Origin of the sequence: Prescottella sp. D32, assembly GCF_037287305.1 — a bacterium.
In the GTDB taxonomy this organism is placed as follows: domain Bacteria; phylum Actinomycetota; class Actinomycetes; order Mycobacteriales; family Mycobacteriaceae; genus Prescottella; species Prescottella equi.
The window spans coordinates 243,629-268,080 of record NZ_JARBSW010000005.1 but is presented as its reverse complement, the minus strand read 5'-3'; the positions used below and the strand labels follow the sequence as shown (position 1 = coordinate 268,080).

The 24,452-nt window shown below is 67.8% G+C and carries 22 protein-coding genes, 1 tRNA gene and 1 other RNA gene; 14 read left to right on the top strand and 10 right to left on the bottom strand.

Annotation, left to right across the window (positions count from 1 at the left end):
- Window positions 1-2: 2 nt before the first annotated feature.
- The 7 genes from PSS76_RS20480 (at window position 3) to PSS76_RS20450 (ending at window position 9,694) form a co-directional block, all read left to right on the top strand.
- Window positions 3-1,736 carry an ABC transporter ATP-binding protein gene (locus PSS76_RS20480; RefSeq protein WP_005516155.1) on the top strand — a complete coding sequence of 578 codons (1,734 nt, stop codon included), beginning with the start codon at window positions 3-5 and terminating at the stop codon, window positions 1,734-1,736.
- Between the two features lie 26 nt (window positions 1,737-1,762).
- Entirely contained in the window at window positions 1,763-3,661 is a 1,899-nt protein-coding gene (locus PSS76_RS20475; protein WP_005516154.1) for an ABC transporter ATP-binding protein, read from the top strand.
- Window position 3,662: 1 nt separating this feature from the next.
- Entirely contained in the window at window positions 3,663-4,826 is a 1,164-nt protein-coding gene (locus PSS76_RS20470) for an acyl-CoA dehydrogenase family protein (protein ID WP_013414601.1), read from the top strand.
- Between the two features lie 165 nt (window positions 4,827-4,991).
- Window positions 4,992-7,325, top strand: coding sequence for a nitric-oxide reductase large subunit (locus PSS76_RS20465; RefSeq protein WP_443147380.1), 2,334 nt, complete (start codon window positions 4,992-4,994; stop codon window positions 7,323-7,325).
- Window positions 7,322-7,984: a hypothetical protein gene (locus PSS76_RS20460; RefSeq protein ID WP_013414603.1), complete on the top strand. Its 663-nt coding sequence runs from the start codon at window positions 7,322-7,324 to the stop codon at window positions 7,982-7,984. Before PSS76_RS20465 ends, PSS76_RS20460 begins: the two co-directional genes overlap by 4 nt.
- Window positions 7,981-8,793, top strand: coding sequence for a slipin family protein (locus PSS76_RS20455; protein ID WP_013414604.1), 813 nt, complete (start codon window positions 7,981-7,983; stop codon window positions 8,791-8,793). Before PSS76_RS20460 ends, PSS76_RS20455 begins: the two co-directional genes overlap by 4 nt.
- Window positions 8,794-9,232: 439 nt before the next feature.
- Entirely contained in the window at window positions 9,233-9,694 is a 462-nt protein-coding gene (locus tag PSS76_RS20450; RefSeq protein WP_005516152.1) for a PPOX class F420-dependent oxidoreductase, read from the top strand.
- Window positions 9,695-9,706: 12 nt separating this feature from the next.
- Here the strand turns inward: PSS76_RS20450 and PSS76_RS20445 are convergent, their stop codons facing one another.
- Window positions 9,707-10,048 (bottom strand): YciI family protein, encoded by a 342-nt coding sequence (locus PSS76_RS20445; protein ID WP_037085788.1) that lies wholly within the window; start codon window positions 10,046-10,048, stop codon window positions 9,707-9,709.
- Window positions 10,049-10,107: 59 nt separating this feature from the next.
- Between PSS76_RS20445 and PSS76_RS20440 the strand changes: the two genes are divergently transcribed.
- A complete protein-coding gene (locus tag PSS76_RS20440) occupies window positions 10,108-10,545 on the top strand; it encodes a hypothetical protein (RefSeq protein ID WP_013414606.1) in 438 nt (145 codons plus the stop codon).
- 42 nt (window positions 10,546-10,587) lie between these two features.
- Here the strand turns inward: PSS76_RS20440 and PSS76_RS20435 are convergent, their stop codons facing one another.
- A complete protein-coding gene (locus PSS76_RS20435; RefSeq protein WP_013414607.1) occupies window positions 10,588-11,388 on the bottom strand; it encodes a DUF1206 domain-containing protein in 801 nt (266 codons plus the stop codon).
- 187 nt (window positions 11,389-11,575) lie between these two features.
- On the opposite strand from PSS76_RS20435, the gene PSS76_RS20430 reads away from it, so the two are divergent.
- Both PSS76_RS20430 and tgt read left to right on the top strand, forming a co-directional pair.
- A complete protein-coding gene (locus PSS76_RS20430) occupies window positions 11,576-12,415 on the top strand; it encodes a class I SAM-dependent methyltransferase (RefSeq protein ID WP_013414608.1) in 840 nt (279 codons plus the stop codon).
- A 44-nt stretch (window positions 12,416-12,459) separates the two neighbouring features.
- The gene (gene tgt, locus PSS76_RS20425) at window positions 12,460-13,725 is read left to right on the top strand and encodes a tRNA guanosine(34) transglycosylase Tgt (protein WP_080559290.1); all 1,266 of its coding nucleotides are present in this window, start codon (window positions 12,460-12,462) and stop codon (window positions 13,723-13,725) included.
- Here the strand turns inward: tgt and PSS76_RS20420 are convergent.
- From PSS76_RS20420 to gluQRS, 3 genes are all read right to left on the bottom strand, one after another.
- Window positions 13,692-14,444, bottom strand: a complete 753-nt coding sequence (locus PSS76_RS20420; RefSeq protein ID WP_005516146.1) for a queuosine precursor transporter — start codon at window positions 14,442-14,444, stop codon at window positions 13,692-13,694. The two genes, tgt and PSS76_RS20420, sit on opposite strands and share 34 nt — an antisense overlap.
- Window positions 14,445-14,568: 124 nt before the next feature.
- On the bottom strand, window positions 14,569-15,564 hold the full coding sequence (locus PSS76_RS20415) for a DUF2189 domain-containing protein (protein ID WP_013414610.1): 996 nt from the start codon (window positions 15,562-15,564) through the stop codon (window positions 14,569-14,571).
- Window positions 15,565-15,671: 107 nt separating this feature from the next.
- Window positions 15,672-16,586 carry a tRNA glutamyl-Q(34) synthetase GluQRS gene (gene gluQRS, locus PSS76_RS20410; RefSeq protein ID WP_013414611.1) on the bottom strand — a complete coding sequence of 305 codons (915 nt, stop codon included), beginning with the start codon at window positions 16,584-16,586 and terminating at the stop codon, window positions 15,672-15,674.
- Between the two features lie 204 nt (window positions 16,587-16,790).
- Between gluQRS and ctaD the strand changes: the two genes are divergently transcribed.
- On the top strand, window positions 16,791-18,590 hold the full coding sequence (gene ctaD / locus PSS76_RS20405; RefSeq protein WP_005516143.1) for an aa3-type cytochrome oxidase subunit I: 1,800 nt from the start codon (window positions 16,791-16,793) through the stop codon (window positions 18,588-18,590).
- Between the two features lie 23 nt (window positions 18,591-18,613).
- Here the strand turns inward: ctaD and PSS76_RS20400 are convergent, their stop codons facing one another.
- On the bottom strand, window positions 18,614-19,171 hold the full coding sequence (locus PSS76_RS20400; RefSeq protein WP_337456582.1) for a TIGR03086 family metal-binding protein: 558 nt from the start codon (window positions 19,169-19,171) through the stop codon (window positions 18,614-18,616).
- Window positions 19,168-19,983, bottom strand: coding sequence for a helix-turn-helix domain-containing protein (locus tag PSS76_RS20395; RefSeq protein WP_337456581.1), 816 nt, complete (start codon window positions 19,981-19,983; stop codon window positions 19,168-19,170). Before PSS76_RS20395 ends, PSS76_RS20400 begins: the two co-directional genes overlap by 4 nt.
- Window positions 19,984-20,061: 78 nt before the next feature.
- Here PSS76_RS20395 and PSS76_RS20390 point away from each other — a divergent pair, with 78 nt between their 5' ends.
- A complete protein-coding gene (locus PSS76_RS20390; RefSeq protein WP_013414614.1) occupies window positions 20,062-20,556 on the top strand; it encodes a COG4315 family predicted lipoprotein in 495 nt (164 codons plus the stop codon).
- A 36-nt stretch (window positions 20,557-20,592) separates the two neighbouring features.
- Here the strand turns inward: PSS76_RS20390 and PSS76_RS20385 are convergent, their stop codons facing one another.
- Both PSS76_RS20385 and PSS76_RS20380 read right to left on the bottom strand, forming a co-directional pair.
- Entirely contained in the window at window positions 20,593-21,513 is a 921-nt protein-coding gene (locus PSS76_RS20385) for a glucose 1-dehydrogenase (protein ID WP_013414615.1), read from the bottom strand.
- Between the two features lie 200 nt (window positions 21,514-21,713).
- Window positions 21,714-21,801 (bottom strand) — tRNA-Ser (locus PSS76_RS20380).
- 96 nt (window positions 21,802-21,897) lie between these two features.
- Here PSS76_RS20380 and ffs point away from each other — a divergent pair.
- Together ffs and PSS76_RS20370 are read left to right on the top strand one after the other, a co-directional pair.
- An RNA gene (gene ffs / locus PSS76_RS20375) (signal recognition particle sRNA small type) lies at window positions 21,898-21,992 on the top strand.
- Between the two features lie 43 nt (window positions 21,993-22,035).
- Window positions 22,036-23,328, top strand: coding sequence for an aspartate aminotransferase type Ic (locus PSS76_RS20370; protein ID WP_081205408.1), 1,293 nt, complete (start codon window positions 22,036-22,038; stop codon window positions 23,326-23,328).
- A gap of 73 nt (window positions 23,329-23,401) precedes the next feature.
- Here the strand turns inward: PSS76_RS20370 and fepB are convergent, their stop codons facing one another.
- Complete coding sequence (gene fepB / locus PSS76_RS20365) at window positions 23,402-24,433, bottom strand: Fe2+-enterobactin ABC transporter substrate-binding protein (RefSeq protein ID WP_022593609.1); 1,032 nt, start codon at window positions 24,431-24,433, stop codon at window positions 23,402-23,404.
- Between the last annotated feature and the right edge of the window lie 19 nt (window positions 24,434-24,452).

The following is a 24,452-nucleotide window of genomic DNA, read 5'->3' as shown; positions in this document are numbered from 1 at the left end:
CCATGCTGATCAGACTCCTCGGCACCTATCTGGGGCCCTACAAGCGCGACCTCGCCGGCGTCATCCTCCTCCAACTCGTCGCCACCGGCGCTGCGCTGTATCTCCCCAGCGTCAATGCCGACCTGATCGACAACGGAGTGGCGGCCGGCGACACCGGCTACATCATGACGGCGGGCGGCAAGATGCTGCTCGTGACGCTGGTGCAGATCATCTGCTCCATCGGGTCCGTCTTCTTCGGTGCCCGCGCCGCGATGGGCTTCGGCCGCGACGTGCGCGCCTCGATCGTCAGCCGCGCCCGGTCGTTCTCCTCCCGCGAGTTCGGACGATTCGGCGCGCCGTCGCTCATCACCCGCAGCACCAACGACGTGCAGCAGGTGCAGATGATGGTGGTGCTGAGCGCGACCATCCTGGTGATGGCACCGATCATGTGCGTCGGCGGCATCATCATGGCGATCCGCGAGGACGCCGGATTGTCGTGGATCCTCGCGGTGAGCGTTCCCCTGCTCGCGCTCACCATGATCGTGATGATCACCAAGTTGGTGCCGTCGTTCCGCACCATGCAGACGCGGATCGACGCGGTGAATCGCGTTCTGCGCGAGCAGATCACCGGCATCCGGGTGGTGCGGGCCTTCGTGCGCGAACGCTCCGAGGCCGAACGCTTCGACGAGGCCAACGGCGCTCTCACCCAGACCGCACTGCGCGTCGGCCGCATGACGGCGCTGATGATCCCGCTCGTGATGATGATCGCGAACCTCACCAGCGTCGCGGTGATCTGGTTCGGCGGCCACGAGATCGACAACGGCAGCATGGGCATCGGCTCGCTGACCGCGATGCTCAGCTACATCATGCAGATCCTCATGGCCGTGATGATGGCGTCGATGATCGCGATGCTCGCCCCCCGTGCCGCGGTGTGTGCCGAGCGCATCACCGAGGTCCTCGACACCGAGCCGTCGGTGCTCGCGCCGTCGAACCCGGTCACGGTCATGGACCGTCCCGCGCTCGTGGAACTGCGCGACGCCGAGTTCAAGTACCCCGGCGCCGACGAATCGGTGCTGCGCGGCATCAGCTTCACCGCCGAACCGGGCAAGACCACCGCGATCATCGGTGCCACCGGCTCCGGCAAGACCACGCTGCTCGGCCTGATCCCGCGGCTGATCGACGTCACGTCGGGCGCGGTCACCGTGTCGGGCACCGATGTCCGTGAGCTCGATCCCGGGCTGCTTCGCTCCCACATCGGCCTCGTGCCGCAGAAGGCGTTCCTGTTCTCCGGCACCGTCGCGAGCAACCTGCGTTACGGCAAACCCGACGCCACCGACGACGAGTTGTGGCGGGCACTCGAGATCGCCCAGGCCGCCGACTTCGTGCGCGCCATGCCCGAGGGACTGGAAACCCCGATCTCCCAGGGCGGCACCACCGTCTCCGGCGGACAGCGACAGCGCCTGGCGATCGCCCGCGCCCTCGTGCGACGGCCGTCGATCTACCTGTTCGACGATTCGTTCTCGGCGCTCGACCTCAGCACCGATGCCCGCCTGCGTGCGGCGCTGCGACCCGAAACCGAGGATGCCTGCGTGATCATCGTGGCCCAGCGCGTGTCGACGATCGCCGACGCCGACCAGATCGTCGTCCTCGAGGAGGGCACGACCGTCGGTATCGGCACGCACGAGCAGCTGCTCGAGACGTGCGCGACGTACGTCGAGATCGTCGAGTCCCAGCGTTCGGTTCAGGAGGCGCTGTGAGCACCGCGACCCAATCCTCGCCCCCCATGCCCGGTGCCCCGGGGGCGCCCGCCGCGAAGGCGGAGAACTTCGGCGCATCGATGAAGCGTCTGCTCGGGCGGCTCGGTCCGCAGCGGGTGGCGGTCATGTTCGTTCTGATCCTCGCGGTGTCGAGCGTCGTGCTGTCGGTGATCGGTCCGCGCCTGATGGGCCATGCCACCAACATCATCTTCGACGGCGTCATCGGCCGGCAGTTGCCCGAGGGCCTGACGAAGGACCAGGCCGTCGAGGGACTGCGGGCGGCCGGGCAGAACCAGTTCGCGGACATGGTTTCCGGCATGGACGTGGTGCCCGGTGTCGGCATCGACTTCACCGAGGTCGGCCAGGTGCTCGCGCTGGTGCTGGCCCTGTACCTCGGGTCGGCGCTCGTGTCGTGGGCGGCCGCCTACCTGCTCAACAACATCGTGCAGGGCGTGGTGCGGCAGCTGCGCAACGATGTCGAGCGCAAGATCAACCGGCTTCCGCTGCGCTACTTCGACTCCACGTCGCGCGGTGATCTGCTCAGCCGCGTCACCAACGACATCGACAACGTCTCGCAGAGCCTGCAGCAGACGCTGAGCCAGCTGGTGATCGCGGTTCTGAGCGTGATCGGCATCCTCGCGATGATGATCGTCATCTCGCCGCTGCTGGCCCTGATCGCGGTGCTCACCGTGCCGCTGTCGGCGATCGTCGCCGCCAAGATCGCGAAGCGGTCCAAGCCGCACTTCGCGGCGGTGTGGAAGACCACCGGTGAGCTCAACGGACAGATCGAGGAGTCCCTCACCGGACACGAGCTCGTCACCGCGTACGGCCGCGGCCGCGAGGTGCAGGCCGCGTTCCAGGAGAAGAACGAGCAGCTGTACCAGTCCGGGTTCAAGGCGCAGTTCATCTCCGGCATGGTGATGCCCGCAATCATGTTCCTGGGCAACCTGAACTACGTCGCGATCGCCGTGATCGGCGGCATGCGCGTCGCGTCGGGCACCATGAGCCTCGGTGACGTGCAGGCGTTCATCCAGTACTCGCGCCAGTTCACGCAGCCGCTCACCCAGATCGGTTCCATGGTCAACCTGCTGCAGTCGGGTATCGCATCTGCGGAGCGGGTGTTCGCCGTCCTCGACGAGGAGGAGGAGTCCGACGATCCGGACCCCGCCGCGACCCCGGCGCAGGCCCGCGGCCGCGTGCAGTTCGAGGACGTCCGCTTCGGCTACGACCCGGAGACCCCGCTCATCGAGGGACTCTCGCTCACCGCCGAGCCGGGCCAGATGGTCGCGATCGTCGGCCCCACGGGTGCCGGCAAGACGACACTGGTGAACCTCATCATGCGGTTCTACGAGCTCGACGGCGGCCGGATCACCCTCGACGGCACCGATATCGCGCAGATGACGCGCGACGACCTGCGGTCGCGGATCGGCATGGTCCTGCAGGACACCTGGCTGTTCGGCGGCACCATCCGCGACAACATCGCGTACGGTCATCCGAACGCGACGGACGAGCAGGTCCGCGAGGCGGCCCGGATGAGCTACGTCGACCGCTTCGTGCACATGCTGCCCGACGGCTACGACACGGTCATCGACGAAGAGGGCAGCAACGTCAGCGCCGGTGAGAAGCAGCTCATCACGATCGCGCGGGCGTTCATCGCGCAGCCGTCGATCCTGATCCTCGACGAGGCCACCAGTTCGGTCGACACCCGCACCGAGCTGCTGGTGCAGCAGGCGACCGCGCAGTTGCGCAGCGACCGGACCAGTTTCGTGATCGCGCACCGGCTGTCCACGATCCGCGACGCCGACCTGATCGTCGTCATGGAGGACGGCCACATCGTCGAGCAGGGCGGCCACAGCGAGCTGCTCGAGCGGCGCGGGGCGTACTACGACCTGTACAACAGCCAATTCGTGGGAGCGGTGGACTGACATGACGATGAAGCCGCTGGACCTGTTCGGGATCGACGCCCTCCTCTCCCACGAGGAGCGCGACATCCAGGCCACGGTCCGGCGGCTCGTCGACGAGCGGCTGCGCCCGCAACTGCCCGAATGGTTCGAATCGGGAACGCTGCCGAAGGAGATCGCACGCGAGCTCGGCGGCCTCGGACTGTTCGGCATGCATCTGCAGGGCTACGGGTGCGCGGGCACCAACGCCGTCAGCTACGGACTGGCGTGCCTCGAGCTCGAGGCCGGCGACAGCGGACTACGCAGCTTCGTCTCGGTGCAGGGCTCGCTGTCGATGTTCTCCATCCACCGCTACGGCTCGGAGGAACAGAAGCAGGAGTGGTTGCCGCGGCTGGCGTCCGGTGAGGCGCTCGGCTGCTTCGGGCTCACCGAGCCCGACTTCGGCTCCAACCCCGCGGGCATGCGCACCCGTGCCCGCCGCGACGGTGCCGACTGGATCCTCGACGGAACCAAGATGTGGATCACCAACGGCAGCCTCGCCGACGTCGCGACCGTGTGGGCGCAGACCGACGACGGGGTGCGCGGCTTCGTCGTCCCCACGGATACACCCGGTTTCACGGCGAACACCGTGCACGGCAAACTGTCGATGCGGGCGTCGGTGACGTCCGAACTGGTGCTCGACGGCGTCCGGCTGCCGGCGTCGGCGCAGCTGCCCGAGGCGCGGGGGCTGGGCGCGCCGCTATCGTGCCTCAACGAGGCCCGCTTCGGCATCGTGTTCGGCGCGCTCGGCGCGGCGCGGGACAGTCTCGAGACGGCCATCGCCTATGCCGGGACGCGCGAGGTGTTCGACCGCCCGCTCGCCGGCTACCAGCTGACGCAGGAGAAGCTGGCGGACATGACCCTCGAACTCGGCAAGGGCATGCTGCTGGCAATCCAGTTGGGCCGCATGAAGGATCGTGGCGAGATCAGCCCCGACCAGATCAGCGTCGGCAAGCTCAACAACGTCCGCGAGGCCATCGCGATCGCCCGCGAGTGCCGGACCATCCTCGGCGCCAACGGGATCACGCTCGAATACTCGCCGCTGCGGCACGCCAACAATCTCGAGTCGGTCCTCACCTACGAGGGCACCAGCGAGATGCATCTGCTGTCGATCGGGCGGGCACTCACGGGGCACGCGGCGTTTCGCTGAATCCTTCGGAACATTTGCGGTAATCCCGTCAATGTGAACGAAAACCCCTGGGCAACGAAGCACTTCGTGCGATACCGTACTGGCTGAGGCCTCCTGCTGACTATCACCCGGAATCCCCCGACGGCACCTACCGCGACGGGGTGACCCGCCGGTGGAGGTGTAGAGATGGCCCACAACACTGTCGAACGAGCCGGCGAGGAGCCCCCGTCGCGGCGCTCGCCCATGAAGATCTCGAAGACCTGGGCGCAGGCAGTCGCGCTGGTCATGATCTTCGGATTCTTCGTGCTGGGATTCCTGGCCTATCGCACCTATTCGGATTCGATGCCCAAACCGGTGCGTGTAGTGGACAGTTCGGGCGAGGTGGTCTTCGACGGCAACGACATCACCGCGGGCCAGGAGCTGTTTCTGAAACGTGGTCTGATGCAGTATGGGTCGATCGTCGGGCACGGGGGCTACCTCGGGCCCGACTACACCGCCGACTACTTGCGCCGTTCAGCGTCGACGGTGCGCGAGGATCTGATGCGGGAGGGCGTGCCCGATCCGAACGCCGCGATGCTCGAGGAGTTCCGCACCGACCGCTACGACGAGAACACCGGCGTTCTCGTGCTCACCGATCGTCAAGTGAAGGCGTTCGGTGAGGTGCAGAAGCACTACGCCACGTTCTTCGGTCCGGACGCGGACCGCAACGGTCTGCTGCCCGACGCGATCACCGACCCCGGTGAGATCCGCCAGCTCACCTCGTTCTTCGCATGGACGGCGTGGGCAGCGGCCGCCGAACGCCCCGGGGTGGACTATTCGTATACCAACAACTGGCCGCCAGAACCGTTGGTGGACAACAAACCGACCGCCGACACCGTGGTGTGGAGCGTGCTGTCGCTGATCGCACTGCTCGGCGGGACCGGCGTCCTGTTCGCGGTCTACGGGCGGTGGAGCCAGAAGATCGGGTGGCGCAGCATCGACGCCCCGACGATCTCGTTCCGTCAGCCCGGCGAGGTGCGGATCACTCCGGCGCAACGGGCCTGCGCGTGGTTCTTCCTCGTCATCGCACTGCTCTTCCTGGGGCAGACGTTGGTGGGCGGCGCGACCGCGCACTACCGCTCCGACATTCTGAGCTTCTACGGATTCGACCTGGCGCAGTACCTGCCGTTCAATCTCGCCCGGACGTGGCATGTTCAGCTCTCGATCCTGTGGCCGGCCGCGGGATTCCTTGCCGCGGGAATCTTTCTCGCTCCGTTTATTTCCGGAAGGGAGCCGAAGAACCAGCACCTGTTGGTGTACGGCTTGCTGGGTGCGGTGGGGTTGGTGGTCGCCGGCAGCATGACCGGGGAGGCGCTGTCGATCTACGGTGTGGAGTGGTCGGTGGGCGCGCCGTTCATCGACCAGCAGTGGGAGTACATCGACCTGCCGCGGGTGTGGCAGATCCTGTTGGTGATCGGCCTCTTCATCTGGATCGCGATCATCTACCGCGGCATCCGAGCCCGATTGAAAGGCGAGTCGCGCGGAAACATGCCCTGGCTGTTCTTCTACTCGGCCCTGGCGATTCCGGCGTTCTATGCGGTGGGCCTGCTGGCGAGCACGGAGACGCACCTCAGCGTCGCCGACTTCTGGCGCTTCTGGGTGGTGCACCTGTGGGTCGAGGACTTCCTCGAACTGTTCACCACGGTGATGGTCGCGTACGTCTTCGTGATGCTCGGCGTGGTCCGCGAGCGGATCGCGCTCGGGATCATTTTCCTGGACATCATTCTGTACTCGGCGGGCGGCGTGATCGGAACGATGCACCACGTGTATTTCTCCGGGACACCGGTGGAACACATGGCACTGGGTTCGTTCTTCTCCGCGCTCGAGGTCATCCCGCTGACGTTCCTCACGGTGGAGGCGTGGAGCTTCCTGCAACTCGGTGCCAGGCAGCAGTCCCGCTCCGCCAGACCCTTCCCTCACCGGTGGGCCGTCATGTTCCTGGTGGCCGTCGGCTTCTGGAATTTTCTGGGCGCCGGTGTGTTCGGCTTCCTCATCAATCTGCCTATCGTGTCGTACTTCGAGATCGGAACGGGCTTGACGGCCAACCATGCGCACGGCGCGATGATGGGCGTGTACGGCAATCTCGCGGTCGGGCTGTCGCTGTTCGCCCTGCGCTACCTGATCCCGCCTGAGCGATGGCCCGACAAGCTCGCGCGCCTGTCGTTCTGGTGCCTCAACCTCGGACTCGCGTGGATGGTGTTCGCCTCGCTGCTCCCGCTCGGTGTGGTGCAGTTGTACGAATCCGTGGCCAACGGTTACTTCGAAGCCCGCTCACTCGGTGAGCTCACACAACCGGGCAATCTCCTCCTCGAATGGATGCGGTTGCCGGGCGATCTCGTGTTCATCATCGGTGGCGTGCTGCCGTTCCTTTGGATCTGTTGGCTCGGTGTGCGCTACAAGATCAAGGCCACCACCCACGAGCATCCCCAAGACGTGCTGTTTGTCGAAGTGCAGCCCGCTGACGGGGAGCGCGAGCCGTGAGCGGCGTCGACCCGTGGGTGTGGATCACCGGAGGCTACGCGGCCTTTCTGGTCGCGGTGGCGTACGGGCTGGACTGGCTGGCGCGGCGGATCGCGCGTCGCGCCGGGGACTGGACGCACGGTGCGTTCATTTACCACCGCGACCACGACGCGTGGGAGTGTCCGGAGAACCAGTGGCTGTGGCCCACCTCGTTCGACCCGGAGAACCGGGTGATGCGTTACCGGGCGAGTCCGGCGGTATGCAATAGCTGCCCGGTGAAGTCGTCGTGCACCACGTCCGAGCACGGCCGGGAGGTGACTCGATCGCTCGACCCGTGGCCGCACTCGGAAGCCGGCCTCTTTCATCGGGGAATCGCCTGCGTCCCTGCGGGACTCGCGGTGGTGTTCCCGATCCTTGTGCTGATCGGATTCCACACGCCGGTGGAGTCGGCGCTTCTCGTCGGGTTCGCCCTGTTCGCTGCCGTGTGCTCGATCCCGCTCACCACGCATCTGCGCCGCAACCCTGCCAACTTCGACATGCCCGATCCTGCTGTACCCGAGAACAATCCAGGGGAGGACGCCATGCCGCACGACCGCTATCGAACTCGTTGGGGTGGTTTCGACCCAACGCCTACGGACGGCAGTCCGCCGGCCGGCCGGAGCCGGGTGAGGCGGTCATGACCGCCGCCGTGATCGTCACTGTGGTGATCGTCCTCGCCGCCGGGCTCCTCACGTTGTCGATTCGCGTGCTGCGCGAGTACGAGCGCGGCGTCGTCTTCCGCCTTGGGCGGGTGCGTCCCGCATGCGGGCCTGGCCTGCGACTGCTCGCCCCCGCGCTCGATCGGATGATCCGCGTCGACCTACGTGTGGTGACGCTGACGATCCCACCGCAGGAGGTCATCACCAAGGACAACGTGCCCGCGCGCGTCAACGCTGTCGTCCTGTTCCAGGTGACGGACCCGGTGCGGTCGGTGACGGCCGTCGAGAACCATGCGGTGGCAACGTCACTGATCGCCCAGACCACGCTGAGGTCGGTGGTAGGCCGAGCCGACCTCGACACCTTGCTGGCGCATCGTGACGAACTCAATCAGGACCTGCGGGCGAGCATCGATGCGCAGACCGAGCCGTGGGGTGTGCAGGTCCGAGCCGTCGAGATCAAGGACGTCGAGATCCCCGAGGCCATGCAGCGGGCGATGGCGCGGGAGGCGGAGGCCGAACGCGAGCGTCGGGCGAAGGTGATCAACGCGCACGGGGAGTTGCAGGCGTCGGAGGAACTGCGGCAGGCCGCTGAGGTGCTCAGCCGTAATCCGGCGTCGCTCCAGTTGCGGTATCTGCAGACGCTGCTGGAACTGGGCGCCGACCAGAACTCGACAGTGGTGTTCCCGCTACCCATCGACATCGTCGGACCGTTCCTGTCGGGCGCTGGTGGCGCGTGGTCGCAGTCGGCTGCGGCGTCCAACGGCGCATCTGCGGACGGGCATTGGGGCTGAGTCAATCTGTCGAAAAGCGGCTTCCCGACCGCCACCCGCATGTACCAGGACTGCGCGACGAAGAACAGCAGCGGACCACAGAACAGCAACGCGTTGGTGGTGAGATCCGTTGTCCGTGGTCCGGGTGCCCGATAGAGAGTTCGTCGCCCACCGCGATCGCTAGCAGTCCGGCGACCGCCAGCATGAGCGTGTACATCGCGTACCGGCTGACGCGCACCGGGGATTCGTGGTCGAGCTGTCGACGGGCCGACCAGATGGGGGCGTGGCGAAGAGCCGGCCCCAGGTTTCGAGAGGAGTGGCCTCCTGCTGGTCGGGCCTCTTCTGCAGTGACCGGCTTCCATCAGATGTCATCGAACCTCCAGCGATCGGCCGCCGACATCGATCGTCTCGCCGATAGGCTGGACAAGCACCCGGACCGAGTCGATCAGGAGAGTGCGTCATGGCCGTCGCCACCGCCGAAAGCGTCACCCGCGAGCAGTTGCTCGAGTTCGTCCGCCCCCGCCATCGTGCTGTGCTCATAACGCACAAAAGGTCCGGGGGACTGCAGATTTCGCCCGTCACCTCCGGTGTCGACGAGGAGGGTCGGATCGTGATCTCGACCTACCCGCAGCGCGCGAAGGCCACGAATGTGCGCCGGGATCCGAGCGTGAGTGTGTGCGTGCTCTCGGACGACTTCAACGGCGCGTACGTGCAGATCGACGGGACCGCCGAGGTCCTCGACATGCCCGATGCGCTCGAGCCGCTCGTCGAGTACTTCCGGTGCATCTCGGGTGAACACCCGGATTGGGACGAGTACCGCGAGGCGATGCGCAAGCAGAACAAGAGCCTGATCCGGATCACCGTCGACGAGTGGGGGCCGATCGCGACCGGCGGCTTCCCGCCGCAGCTCACACGGGACTAGCCCGGTCGGTCGTCAGCTGGCGGGGTCGTAGTGGAACGCGCGCACTTCCTGCGCGCACCGGCAGGCGTCCGCGAGTTTCGCGGCCCAGTCCAGAGCCGCCTCGCGGGACGGCACCTCCAGCACCGTGAAGCCGCCGTCCAGTCGGCTCGTCTGCTGGTACGTATCCTCGGTCACGGTGCCGTCCGCGGTGACCCGCACCGGCGGGACGGTCTCGTCGATTCCGCCACCGAACACCCACACGCCGGCCGCCTTCGCCTCCTCCACCACTGCGTGCGCCGCGTCCGCCGACGCCTGCAGGTCTTCGGCCGAAAGGTTCATGGCGGCGCTGGGGAACGAGATCAGATACTTCGTCATCGTCTGCATTCCTTCGTTTCGGGGGTTTCGGGACGGGGGTCGAAACTATCCTTGCCGATATGGGCGCTGCTGTGACGAAAACCGTTTACCGCCTGGCTCTCTGCGCGGGAATCGCGGGGTGTTCGGTACTCGCGTCCGCCGCGGTCGCCTCCGCCGCGGTGACCGTCCCGTTCCAGATCGACCCGGCGCCGTACGGGAATCCGAACGGCAGCTTCGATGCGCCCGCGGTGCGCTGCGTGGCCGTGGTCGGCGAGCAGCCGGGGGCGGTGACCGTGACCGGAGGCAACGCCGGAGGATGGGGCTGTCTGCTCTCGTCCGAGGTGCGGTGGCTGAACCTGTCGACGGGAGCGTCCGGGTCGGCCCGCCTGTCCGACGGCCTGGGCGGCATCCCGGCCGCGGTGACCCTGCAGACCGGGGCCGGACAGGTCGCGGTGGCCGTCCTGTCCGTGACGCCCGGGCCGATCACCCCGGGCGTCGCGACCTTCCACGTGCCGTAGGAGGCGACAGGGGGATTCGCTCCGGTCGCCGCCGGAGGTGATTCACATCCGCCCGTAGCGCGCCAGGACGAAGCAGTACGCGCCGTAGGCGATGACTCCGAGCCCGGCCGCGACGAGGAGGACCTGGCCGAACGGGGCCGCGCCGAGCGTCTTGACGGCGCCGTCCAACCCGGACGCCTTCGAGGGGTCTGTCGTGAACGTCGCGACGACAACGAGGACGCCGGCGCCGACGATGGCCAGTCCCTTCGCGATGTAGCCGACCACGCCGAGGGGTGTGGCCAGTCGCGGAAGCCCGCTCCGGTGCAGGTCGTCGAGGAACTTCTTCTTGGCGCCCTTGTAGACGTGGTAGGCCCCGATGCCGATGATCACCAGGCCGGCGACCACGAGAACGGTCTTGCCGCCGGCGGACTGCATCAGCCGGGCGCTGAGGCTGACGTTCTGCTCGGTGCTCGACTTTCCGCCGCCGCGAGCGAACTGGAACGCCGTGAACGCCAAGGCGAGGTAAGCCACCGCGACGCCCGCGGTCTTCGCCCGGTCGAGCGCGGACGGCTCCTCCACGTCGGATCGCTTCCCGACGAACGCCTCCACCGCCCGCCACGCGGCCAGGGCGGCCAGGGTCACGGCCGCCACCCACAGCGCCACGCGTCCGCCCGGTTGCGAGGCGAGAGCCGTCAGGGCGCCCGACTGATCGGCGGTACCACTGTCGCCGAACGCCAGCCTGATGACGATGTAGCCGATGAGTAGGTGCACGACGCCGCTCGCGGCCTGGCCGACCCGGGCGATCTTCTCGAAGGCGGGATGCTGGGCGGAATTCGCGGTTCCCGCCGTGGTGCGTGGTGTCACGCGCAGGCCTCCCTCTTGTGCGGTGGTCCTTGATTTCGTGCGCTGGTCGCTGACTCGAAAAAGCGTATCGCCGCGGCGCACCCCCCGCCCGGGACCACCGGAACCGCACGTCACGGGCGCGCGGGGTGGCGAAATCGATCCCCCGGGGTGGGTTGTCGGGCCCGGGTCCTCGGCGCACGCTCGAACCATGAGCGAATCACTTGTAGCCAGAGAAGCCGATCGAGCCCTCAAGACCAAACATCGGGCGGTGTGGGCGTCGGGCGACTACGCGGCCGTCGCGGAGGACGTCATCCCGGATCTCGGTGCGGTCCTCGTCCGGGCGTCCGGTGTCCACGACGGGCAGCGGGTGCTCGACGTCGGCGCCGGCACCGGCAACGCCGCGATCCCCGCCGCCCTCACCGGGGCCGACGTGGTGGCGTCGGATCTCACTCCCGAACTCTTCGACCGCGGCCGCGAACTCGCCGCCAAGCGCGGTGCGCACCTCGACTGGCGGGAGGCGGACGCCGAGGCGCTGCCGTTCGCCGCCGACGAATTCGACGTCGTGCTCTCGTGTGTGGGGGTGATGTTCGCGCCGCACCACCAAGCCGGCGCCGACGAGATGGTCCGGGTGTGCAAGCCGGGCGGCACGATCGGTCTGCTCAGTTGGACGCCGGACGGGTTCATCGGCCGGATGTTCGCCGCGATGAAGCCGTACGCGCCGCCGCCCCCGCCCGGGGCGCAGCCTCCACCGCGCTGGGGCGACGAAGCTCACGTGCGCGAACTGCTGGGCGACCGGGTCACCGACGTCACCGCGCAGCGCGACACCGTCCGCGTCGACCACTTCGACGGACCCGACGCGTTCCGTGACTACTTCAAGGCCAACTACGGGCCGACGATCGCGGTGTACAAGGCGATATCCGGCGATCCGGACAAGGTTGCGGCGCTCGATCGCGACCTCGCCGACCTGGCCCGAGAGTTCGACGTCGGTGACGGCTCGTTCGCGATGGACTGGGAGTACCTGCTGCTCACCGCGCACGAGCGCGCCTGACCCGGAGGCGCGGTGTCGCGCCTCGCCTGTGACACCATGGCCAGGTGAGTGATGTTGTGCCGACCCCGCCCGACCCGTTCTTCACGGTGGGCACCCGCCTGCCCGACCGGTTGGGCCGCACCGGCACCATCCATACCCCGCACGGGGACATCCGGACGCCCGCGTTCATCGCGGTCGGCACCAAGGCGACCGTCAAGGCGGTGCTGCCGGAGTCGATGAAGGACCTCGGCACGCAGGCCGTGCTCGCCAACGCGTACCACCTGTACCTGCAGCCGGGACCCGACATCGTGGACGAGGCCGGTGGCCTCGGCAAGTTCATGAACTGGGACGGCCCCACCTTCACCGACAGTGGCGGCTTCCAGGTGATGTCGCTCGGCGTCGGGTTCAAGAAGGTGCTCGCGATGGAGGCCGTCGGCGTGCAGTCCGACGACGTCATCGCCGAAGGCAAGCAGCGCCTCGCGCACGTCGACGACGACGGCGTCACGTTCAAGTCGCATCTCGACGGCTCGCCGCACCGGTTCACGCCCGAAGTGTCGATGCAGATCCAGCATCAGCTGGGCGCCGACATCATGTTCGCGTTCGACGAGCTGACCACGCTGCTCAACACCCGCGGCTACCAGGAGCAGTCGGTCGAGCGGACGCAGGCGTGGGCCGTGCGCTGCATCGCCGAGCACGAGAAGCTCACCGCCGAGCGCGCGCACCGCCCGTACCAGGCGCTGTTCGGTGTGGTGCAGGGCGCACAGTACGAGGACCTGCGCCGGCAGGCGGCCCGCGGACTCGAGTCCATCACCGGCGTCAGCGGGCGCGGCTTCGACGGTTACGGCATCGGTGGCGCGCTCGAGAAGCAGAATCTCGGCACCATCGTGCGCTGGGTCAACGAGGAACTGCCCGAGCACAAGCCGCGGCACATGCTCGGCATCAGCGAGCCCGACGACATGTTCGTCGCGATCGAGAACGGCGCCGACACGTTCGACTGCGTCAACCCGTCCCGGGTGGCCCGCAACGCGGCGATCTACCATCCGGACGGCCGCTTCAACATCAACACCGCGCGCTTCCGCCGGGACTTCACCCCGATCGACGACGAGTGCGACTGCTACACGTGCGCCCACTACACCCGCGCGTACATCCACCACCTGTTCAAGGCGAAGGAGATGCTCGCCTCGACGCTCTGCACCATCCACAACGAGCGGTTCACCGTGCGTCTGGTGGACCGGATCCGGGAGAGCATCGAGGGCGGCTACTTCGACGAGTACAAGGCGGAGGTGCTGGGCCGGTTCTACGGCAGCAAGCCGTCCTCGACCGGCGCATAGCTCGGTTCGCGCTTCTTGACGTACGCGATCACCCGGTACGTCACCGGCATCACCAGGATCTCGACGAGGGTCTTCCAGACGAAGCCGACGATCAAGTAGTTGATGAAGTCTTCCCACGTCGAGATGCCGATCGCGCCGGCGGCGATCGAGCAGAAGATCAGGGTGTCGGCGAACTCGCCCACCACGGTCGAACCGATCAGGCGCGCCCACAGGTACTTCTCGCGGGTGCGTTCCTTGATGAGCACCAGCACCGCCGAGTTGAGCAACTGGCCGACGAGGTAGCCGGCGAGACCGGCGATCAGCAGCCGCGGCACCACGCCGACGACGGCGTCGAACGCGGCCTCGTTCTCGTAGAAGTCGGCCGAGGGCAGTTGCTGGGTCAGCCAGAAGCTGATCGCCGCCAGCAGCAGCGAGCCGAAACCGATGTAGATCGCGCGGCGGGTGGCCTTGAAGCCGTACACCTCGCTGAGGACGTCGCCGACGACGTACGCGAGCGGGAAGAGGAAGAAGCCGCCGTCGGTGATGATCGGCAGGATCTGGAACGGGCCGACCGAGACGTCCTGGTCGACGAAGAACGCCACCCCCTTGGTGGCGCAGATATTGGAGATCAGCAGAGTCGCCGTGAACAGGGCCACCAGGGTGGCGTAGTAGCCGCGGTGGACGGGGGCGAAGGACGCCGGATCGGACGCGTGGGGCGGGGACTGTACTGGCTCTGTCACCGCGCAATCCAAGCATCCGCGGTGGTGTGACGCCGATTCGCACCCCACCCTCGCCCGTTTTGCGCACTTGTCGCGATTCCGGGGGGGGGCTCCCCGGTCGCGACAAGTGCGCAAAACGCGGGAACTACGGGGCGACGGGCCCGCGAACGGTGACGCGGTACGCGTAGGTGGACGCGATGATCGAGACCGGGATGGTCACGAGCAGGCCGACCACGCACAGCAGCACACCCAGGACGTTCAGGAAGAACAACGTGATCGCCAGGAGCAGCAGCGTGCCCCAGTTGGACGAGATCGCGCGGAAGCTGGACTTGATCGCGGTGATCGCATCCTGATCCTGGTCGACGACGAACTCGAGCGTCCACCAGGTCAGGAACATGAGGATCAGACCCGGGATGACGAGCAGGACGAAACCGACCGCGGTCATCAGACCCACGAGGAAACTCGCGATGATGATCGCGCCTACGTTCTTGAACTCGAAGAACGACCCGAAGGCGGGCGGACGGCCGTCGACCTCGTGCAGCGCGCCGCGGATGAGAGCGGCCGAGATCAGGTAGCCGACGATCGCGGTGACGACGTTGCCGATGATCTGCCACACGCTGAACGACGACGTCGCCAGATCACTCCAGTCCTCGATGTCGCGGTTGCTGCCGAAGCTGAACGGCAGCGACACCACGACGGAGATCAGGAAGGCGACCGCGAGGATGCCGATCCAGACGCCGGGATTGGCCTTGTACCGGTTCCAGCCGTACGACAGCGCATCGCCGACCGTCACCTGGCTGGGCGGCGGTCCGGCCGGGCGCTGACCGTAGCCGGAGTCGAATGCCGGCGGCGGCGGAGGGTAGTTCCCCGGCGGGGGCGGGAAGCCGCCCTGCGGAGGCGGATATCCGCCGCCCTGACCCGGAGGCGGGTAGTTCCCCGGCGGCGGGTAGCCACCACCCGGCCCGGGCGGAGGCGGATAGCTGCCCGGTGGAGGCGGGTAACTGCCGGGCGGAGGCGGGTAGCTGCCGGGCGGCGTGGCGCCGGGCGGGGGTGGGTAGTTGCCGGGCGGGGGCGTGCCACCCTGTTGCGGCTCGTTGCCGCCCTCGGGATTCTGGTTCGGATCCTGTCCACCACTGGTCATGTGTGTACCTGGTTCTCGTCGTCGGGGTATTGCTCACGGCGATGATGAATCTTTCGTCGTGACCCTACGTCGCGAATGGTCTGTTTTGTATATGCGCCGGCGGAGATTCACACGACGTAAACCCACGGGTCCAGGGGGAGCGCCTTCGGATCCCAGCGATCGAGGAGTTGCGGCAGCGTCACGGCCTCGCGGGCGCCGGCCATGTGCAGCGACCGCGCGAGCATGCTCAGTACGTCCTCCGGGGTGTGCCCCAGCGCGGCCTGGTCGGCCAACGTGACCGCACCGTCACGCTTGGCGAGCCGTTTGCCTTCGGCGTTGAGGGCGAGCGGCACGTGCGCGTACGTGGGCGCGGGCAGCCCCAGGAGCCCCGCGAGGTACGCCTGACGCGGCGCCGACGACAGTAGATCGTCGCCACGCACCACCTGGTCGATGCCCTGCGCCGCGTCGTCGACGACGACGGCAAGGTTGTACGCGGGGATGCCGTCACCGCGGCGGAGGACCAGGTCGTCGACCGCGCCGGTGTAGTCGCCGTGCAGGACGTCGTGCACGGTGAATCGATCGGTGCCCGCCCGCAGCCGGACGGCGGGAGGGCGCCCGCTCGCCCGACGCTCGGCGCGCGCGTCCTCCGAGAGGTTGCGGCACGTGCCCGGGTAGGCGCCCGCCGGGGCGTGCGGCGCCGACGCCGCCTTCAGGATCTCCCGCCGGGTGCAGAAGCACTCGTAGGTCAGACCGGCGCGTTGTAGGCGGGCGATCGCCGCGTCGTAAAGCGGCAGTCGCGTCGACTGGTACTCGACGTCCTCGTCCCAGTCGAGTCCGAGCGCGGCGAGGTCGGCGAGCTGACGTTCCGCCGCGCCGGGCCGCACCCGGTCGAGGTCCTCGACGCGGACGAGGAAGCGGCGCCCGGTGGATCGGGCGAACAGCCACGCGAGCAGGGCGGTGCGCAGGTTGCCGAGGTGCAGGTCGCCGGAGGGGCTGGGGGCGAATCGTCCCGCTTGCGACGATGGGTCGACCTCTTTCGGCATTGCTGCAGCTTATCGAGGGCGTGGCGGCCCCTTTGCGCCCGGTGGAGGTGGACGAATCCCGTAGCCAACGATGGGCCGGAGGCGTAGCGTCCACAGTGCTGAGCTTGTGCCGGTTGCCGTGTCGAAGCGTCGAGCAGGCCGCGACCGGTCACGTCTCGACGAGGGAGCGCGCCCGGAGTGCGGGGCGTGCGGTCAGGAGGACCGGTGGCCACCGTCGCATCCGAACCCGTTGCCGTTCGCCCGTATCCGGCGAGGTTCGCCCGTAAGGGCAGTCTGATCTACCGGGTGATCACGACGACGGACCCCAAGGTGCTCGGAATCATGTACCTGATCACGTCGTTCGCCTTCTTCATGTTCGGTGGCCTGCTCGCGCTGCTGATGCGCGCCGAACTCGCGGTGCCGGGAATGCAGTTCCTCTCGAACGAGCAGTACAACCAGCTCTTCACCATGCACGGCACGATCATGCTGCTGCTGTACGCGACGCCCATCGTCTTCGGTTTCGCGAACTACATTCTGCCGCTGCAGATCGGCGCGCCGGACGTGGCGTTCCCGCGGCTCAACGCCTTCAGCTACTGGGCCTATCTGTTCGGTGCCCTCATCGCGTCGGCGGGCTTCATCACTCCGGGCGGTGCCGCAGACTTCGGGTGGACCGCCTACACGCCGCTGAGCGACGTCCTCCACTCGCCGGGCATGGGCGCCAACCTGTGGATCATGGGCCTGGCCCTCAGTGGCCTCGGCACGATCCTCGGCGGCGTCAACATGATCACCACGGTCATTTGTCTGCGGGCACCCGGCATGACGATGTTCCGGATGCCGATCTTCACGTGGAACATCTTCATCACCAGCATCCTGATCCTGGTGGCGTTCCCGATCCTCACCGCGGGACTCATGGGCCTGTTCGCCGACCGGGTGGTGGGCGCCAACGTCTACGACCCGGCCACGGGCGGAGTCCTGTTGTGGCAGCATCTGTTCTGGTTCTTCGGACATCCCGAGGTGTACATCGTGGCGTTGCCGTTCTTCGGCATCGTCTCGGAGATCTTCCCGGTGTTCTCCCGTAAGCCGATCTTCGGTTACACCGGCCTGGTGTACGCGACGATCGCGATCTCCGCGCTGTCGGTGGCGGTGTGGGCGCACCACATGTACGCGACCGGCGCGGTGTTGCTGCCGTTCTTCTCCTTCATGACGTTCCTCATCGCGGTCCCGACCGGTGTGAAGTTCTTCAACTGGATCGGCACGATGTGGAAGGGGCAGTTGACGTTCGAGGCGCCGATGTTGTTCGCGGTCGGGTTCCTCGTCACTTTCCTGTTCGGCGGACTCTCGGGTGTCATCCTCGCGAGCCCGCCGCTCGACTGGCACGTCACGGACTCCTACTTCGTCGTCGCGCACTTCCACTACGTGCTGTTCGGAACGATCGTGTTCGCCACCTATGCGGGCATCTACTTCTGGTTCCCCAAGATGACGGGACGGTTCCTCGACGAGCGGCTGGGCAAGTGGCACTTCTGGCTCACGTTCATCGGCTTCCACAGCACATTCCTGGTGCAGCACTGGCTCGGTGCCGAGGGCATGCCGCGCCGGTACGCCGACTACCTGCCCAGCGACGGTTTCACCGTGCTGAACTCGGTGTCCACCGTCGGCTCCTTCATCCTCGGCGCGTCGACCCTGCCCTTCCTGTGGAACGTCTTCAAGAGCTTCCGCTACGGCACGGTCGTCACGGTCGACGACCCGTGGGGTTACGGCAATTCGCTGGAATGGGCCACCACGTGTCCGCCACCGCGGCACAACTTCACCGAGCTACCGCGAATCCGTTCGGAGCGGCCCGCTTTCGAGCTGCACTACCCGCACATGATCGAGCGGATGCGGGCCGAGGCACACATCGGCCCGGGGGTGGCCAAGCAACAGCTGACGGAAGTGACCGAGAGCAGCGACCGGGAGGCGGACAGCGATCGCCGACCGCCACCGGAGGAGGAACGGCGTCGGACGCACCGACGCAGCGACGACACATGACGTCGCCGCCGCGCGTGGCGCGGTCAGGACGAGCGCCCCAGCGTGGCGAGGATGCGTGTCTGCCGATCGGCGTCCACGGGCACGTCGAGGGCGGGCCCGCACACGCCGTCCATACGGAGCGAATCGCCCAACTGCGCGACGACGGCGTCGAGCAGGTCGAGATCGACGTCCGGGATCGTCTCGTCGAGCCCCGCCGCCCGGGCGATGTCCCAGCCGTGAACGACGAGGTCGAAGCAGTAGAAGGTGCGCATCGTGGCGGCCAGATCGGTGCGCCCGAAGTGCCCGTCGTACCCGAGCGAGGCCTTCGCGGGGTCGTCCAGGATCGCCTGCACGGCGTCGCGGGTGTGCCGCCACGCCGCAGCCGGATCGTGTGCTGGGGAGGGGCCGTCGGGGATCGACAGTCCGACGACGCCGACCATGTGCGACTGCGTCTCGACGACGTGGGTGAGGACGTCGCGGGCGGTCCAGCCCTCGCACGGCGACGCGGCGTCCCAGCGGTCGGCGGGCACCGCGTCGACGCGGTCGGTGAAGGCGGCGGCCAGCCGCCGGTACAGGTCCGGGGTGGATTCGGTGGTGATCATGCGGCCGATTCTCCGTCCGTCGCGGCGGTGCGGTCTTGTACGGATCGGACTCCGGAGTCGAGCACCGACGCGTCGCCGTGCCAGTCGGGGGCCTCGCTGTCGAGTAGTGCGGTCGGTGTCAGTGATGCGATTCGCCGGCACTCCCGCGACAGGTGGGCCTGGTCGCTGAAACCGGCTTCGGCGGCGAGGGACGCGAGGCCGCGGTGGCGGCCGGTGCGGGCCGACGCCATGAAGCGCTGCAGGCGCAGGATCGACCGCAACGTCGACGGCCCGTACCCGAACGCCTCGTTGCAGCGTCGGTGCAGTTGCCGACTGGTCATCGACGACGCGTCCGCCAGGCTCTCCACGGTCCACGAGCGGACGGCGAGCGCCGACGTGATCCGGGCCGCCAGCGGGTCCGGCTCGTGCCGCGCCGCCAGCCAGCTCCGGCCGGTGTCCTGCAGGATCGTCAACCGTTCCGCGGTGTCGTGCGCGTGCTCGAGCCGGTCCACGAGCATCCGTTCGGCCGCGGCACCGAGCACATCCGCGAGCGAGACGCGGATGTCACGGATCTGTGCCGCCGACGTCCGCAGTACGTGCGGCGCCGCGCCCGGGCGGAACCGGATGCCGAACGACTCACTGCCCGGCGGCAGGGTGAACGACCACGCCGACGTCTCCGGGCCGCAGACCCGGACGCCGACACCCGCTATCCACAGCACGTCGACGCAGCCGTCCGGCACCAGCAGGTGCCGCCCCTCGGCGTTCGCGGACCATGCGCACACGAGTGCCTCGGACAGGTCCGGTGCGACGGTCGTCGGCGTGTACCACCCCATGACGCTCAGGGTAGGAGCCGCCACCGACAACCCGGGCCCGAATCGGGCCGGGCAGGACACACGGACGGGAGTAACGGCATGAGAAGAATCCTGGTGATCTCGCTCTCCGCGGTCGCGGTGGGGGCCGCGCTCGTCGGCTGCTCCGACAGCGACGATTCCGGTCCCGTCCCCTCGACGACGACGATGCCGTCCACCGTGCCGACCGCGGGGCCGGTGCTGACGACGGGGGAATCGAGCATTGGTCAGATCGTGGTGAACGTCGACAACATGACCGTCTACGCCTACGACCGAGACGAACCCGGCACCAACGCGAGCGCGTGCGATGCGGTGTGCCTGCAGATGTGGCCGCCCGTGACTACGGACGAGTCCCGGCCCGAGATCGCGGGCGTCTCCGGCGTGATCGGCACCATCCCGGGCCCGCAGGGCGGCAAACAGGTGACGGTCAACGGGATGCCGCTGTACCTGTTCGCCGGCGATCCACGGCCCGGATCCGTTGCGGGACAGGGTATGGACAATCTGTGGTGGGCGCTCAACCCGGCGGGGGAGAAGATCACCGACGCCCCGGGTGGGTGACGCCCCCGCCGCGGCGAGCGCTTTCGCTCGGAGGCACTACGGCGACGGCATGCCACCGTTGACGTGAAGGGTGGATCCCGTGACGTAGCTCGACTCCGGTGAGGCGAGGTAGACGTATGCGGGAGCGAGTTCCGTCGGCTGCCCCGCGCGTCCCATCGGGGTGCTGTGCCCGAACTCCGGCAGCGCCTCCTTCGGCTGCCCGTCGCTCGGTTGCAGCGGCGTCCAGATCGGTCCCGGCGCCACGGCGTTGACGCGAATTCCCTTGTCGGCGAGCTGGTTGGCGAGCCCCTTGGTGAAGTTGTTGATGGCGGCCTTCGTCGACGCGTAGTCGAGCAGCGTCGGCGCCGGCATGTACGCCTCGACCGACGTGGTGTTGATGATCGAGCTGCCGGCCGGGAGATGGGCGAGAGCGGCGCGCGTGGTGCGGAACATCGCCAGGATGTTCGTCTGGTACGTCTGCTCGACCTGCTCGTCGGACAGCTCACCCAACGTGTCGGCAACGATCTGCTTGCCCGCGTTGTTGACCAGGATGTCCAGGCCACCCAGCCGCTCGGCTGCCTCGTCGACCATCCGTCGGCAGAACTCCGCGTCGGTGAGGTCACCGCTCACGGTCACCGCCGTTCGGCCGCTCTCGGTGACGATGCGGGCGACATTCTGAGCGTCGTCCTCCTCGGCGGGCAGGTGAGCGATCGCGACGTCGGCGCCCTCCCGCGCGAACGCGATCGCCACAGCCGCGCCGATGCCCGAGTCGCCGCCGGTCACCAGCGCTTTACGCCCTTCCAGACGCCCGGTGCCGCGGTACGAGAACTCGCCGATGTCGGCCCGGGGCTGCAGCTCGCTGTCCAACCCCGGCTCGGGCTGATGCTGCTTAGGAGGTTCGATCACCGGGTACCGGGTCACCGGGTTCTGGAAGACAAGTTGATCGGTTCGTGTGGTGTCGGCATCGGCGTCGCCCACCGGGTCTCCTTCCGTCGTGCGGCCGCGGCGGCCGCGTCTCGCTTCCTCGACCGAATGCCCAGATCGCGGCTGCGGCAAACGCCGGACGACGGGCTCCGGCACGACTGCGACGGAGGTCACGGCAAGACGGAGGTGACGGCAAGACGGAGGTGACGGCAAAAGGAACAAGCCCCCGGTGACATGTCACCGGGGGCTTCCCGTGGCGGAGGATAGGGGATTTGAACCCCTGAGGGCGTTAACCCAACCCGCGTTCCAGGCGAGCGCCATAGGCCACTAGGCGAATCCTCCGTGGGGGAGCCTACCTGTTGGAGGGGTGGGAATGCCAAACGGGGTCTGCGGGAGGGGTGGATCACCGCGATTCCCGATCGTCCGGTTACACTCGTAGGCGGATCCCGCGCGGCGCGCATCCTGTGAACTCCCCCAGGGCCGGAAGGCAGCAAGGGTCAACGGGCTCTGCCGGGTGCGCGGGGTCCCCTATCTCTTCCCGTCCCCGACCGGTCGTGTCGGTGAAAGGCCGCCCAGATGCCTGTGCAAACCCAAATCGGGTTGATGAGCCATGAAGAACTTCGCGCCGAACTCGAGCGTCAGACCGCGAAGTACGAGCAGCTCAAGGCGGAGAAGCTGAAGCTGGACCTCACCCGTGGCAAGCCGGCACCGGAACAGTTGGATCTGTCGAACGGTCTGCTCGCGCTTCCGGGTGAGGACAATTTCCGGGACGGCGACGGTACCGACTGCCGCAACTACGGCGGCCTGACGGGTCTGCCCGAGCTGCGCGCGATCTTCGGCGAGCTGCTCGGTATTCCGACGGCGAACCTGATGGCCGGCAACAACGCGAGCCTCGAGATCATGCACGACACCATCGTGTTCTCGCTGCTGCACGGCACCCCGGACTCCGCGCGGCCGTGGTCGCAGGAGTCGGTTGTCAAGTTCCTGTGCCCGGCGCCCGGCTACGACCGGCACTTCGCGATCACCGAGTCGTACGGCATCGAGATGATCGCGATCCCGATGCGCGACGACGGCCCGGACATGGCGAGGGTCACCGAGCTGGTGGCGTCCGATCCGCAGATCAAGGGCATCTGGTGTGTGCCGACGTACTCCAATCCGACGGGTGCGGTGTACTCCGAGGACGTCGCCCGGGCCCTGGCGTCGATGCCGGCCGCGGCCCCCGACTTCCGCATCTACTGGGACAACGCGTACGCGGTGCATCCGCTGGTCGCGGACTGCGCGCCCGCGCACGACATCCTCGGCATGGCCGCCGCGGCCGGTAACCCCAACCGTCCGCTGGTGTTCGCGTCCACGTCGAAGATCACGTTCGCCGGTGCGGGTGTGAGCTTCTTCGGCAGCTCCGAGGCCAACCTGGCGTGGTACCAGCAGCATCTGGGCAAGAAGAGCATCGGTCCCGACAAGGTCAACCAGCTGCGTCACCTGCGCTTCTTCGGCGACGCCGCCGGTGTCCGCGCGCACATGGACAAGCATCGCGAGATCCTGGCTCCCAAGTTCGCCAAGGTGCTCGAGATCCTCGAGGACCGTCTCGGTGACACGAAGGTCGCGTCGTGGACCGAGCCCAAGGGTGGCTACTTCATCAGCCTCGACGTCGTGGACGGCACCGCGAAGCGCGTCATCGAGCTCGCGAAGGAGGCCGGCATCGCGCTCACCGCGGCCGGTTCCGCCTTCCCGTACAAGCAGGATCCCGAGGACAAGAACATCCGCCTCGCCCCGAGCTTCCCGTCGATGGACGAGCTCGCCAAGGCGATGGACGGCGTCGCGACCTGCGTGCTGCTCGCCGCGGCGGAGCACGCGCTCACCAAGCAGTAGCCCGTCGAACGCCACAGTGGCCGGTCACCTCGCGGTGACCGGTCACTGTGCATTTCCCCCCCGGGTGGCGTTCTTACGACAGCGCCGCGACGATCCGGTCGACGACGTTGTTCGCGCTGTAGAAGTCCAGGCGGAAGCTGTCGAAGTCGAGCGGAAAGACTGCGCCGCGCTGCACCGACGGCACGGCGGCGAGCGTCGGATCGGCCTTCAGTCTGTCGGCGCCCGGCTGCTGCGCGTTGATCACGAACGTCGTCGCGCCGGTGAGCGCGCGGGGCAGGTTCTCCATGTTCACGCTGACGATGTCCGAACGTCCGGCAGCCGCGCCGCTACCTGCGATCTCGGCGGGCAGTTCGCCGACGGTGAGGCCGAGTCGGGAGATCAAGCGGCCCTGTGCCGATTCGGCGGTGAAGATCTTCGAATCGTCCGGCGAGTTGTACGTGAGGATGTTCACCGGGGCCGCGCCGTTCTGCAGTGCCGGTGCGATCGCCCTCTTGGCCTCGTCGATCCTCGCGTCGAACTCGGCGAGCAGCTCGGTCGCCCGATCCTCCTTGCCGACCGCGGCGGCCAGTTGGGTGGTCAGGTCCTGCCACGACTTGTCGGAGTAGTCGAACAGCAACGTCGGTGCGATCTGCGACAGCGTGGCGACCTGCTGTGCGGCCGAGTCGGCGCCGCTGGTGGAGACGACGATGAGGTCGGGGGCGGCCGCAGTGATCTTCTCGACGTTCGGCTGGCCCTGGTAGAGCACCTCGACGTCACGTTCGGCGGCGACGTCGGCCCACTGGGTGAACAGTCCCTGATCGTTGGTGACCGTGCTCTTCGGCTGTGCACCCGTGCCGATCAGCGGTGCGTCGAGGGACAGCAGCGACCCGGTGAGCGTGACGCTCGTGGAGACGATGCGCTGCGGCTGGGCGTCGAGCGTGACCGGGCCCGTGGCGGTGTCGACGGTGCGCGGCCACTCGCCGGACTGGGTGGTGGTCGCTGCCGCGGCGTCCGCGGAATCGCCGTCCGACGAGCAGGCCGCCGTCGACATGCCGATCGCGAGGGCGCCGAGGGTGACCGCGATCCGGGTGCCGACCGAGCGCCGACGAAGGGTTGTGGATAGCAAGGGGGGTCCTCCTGAGGGG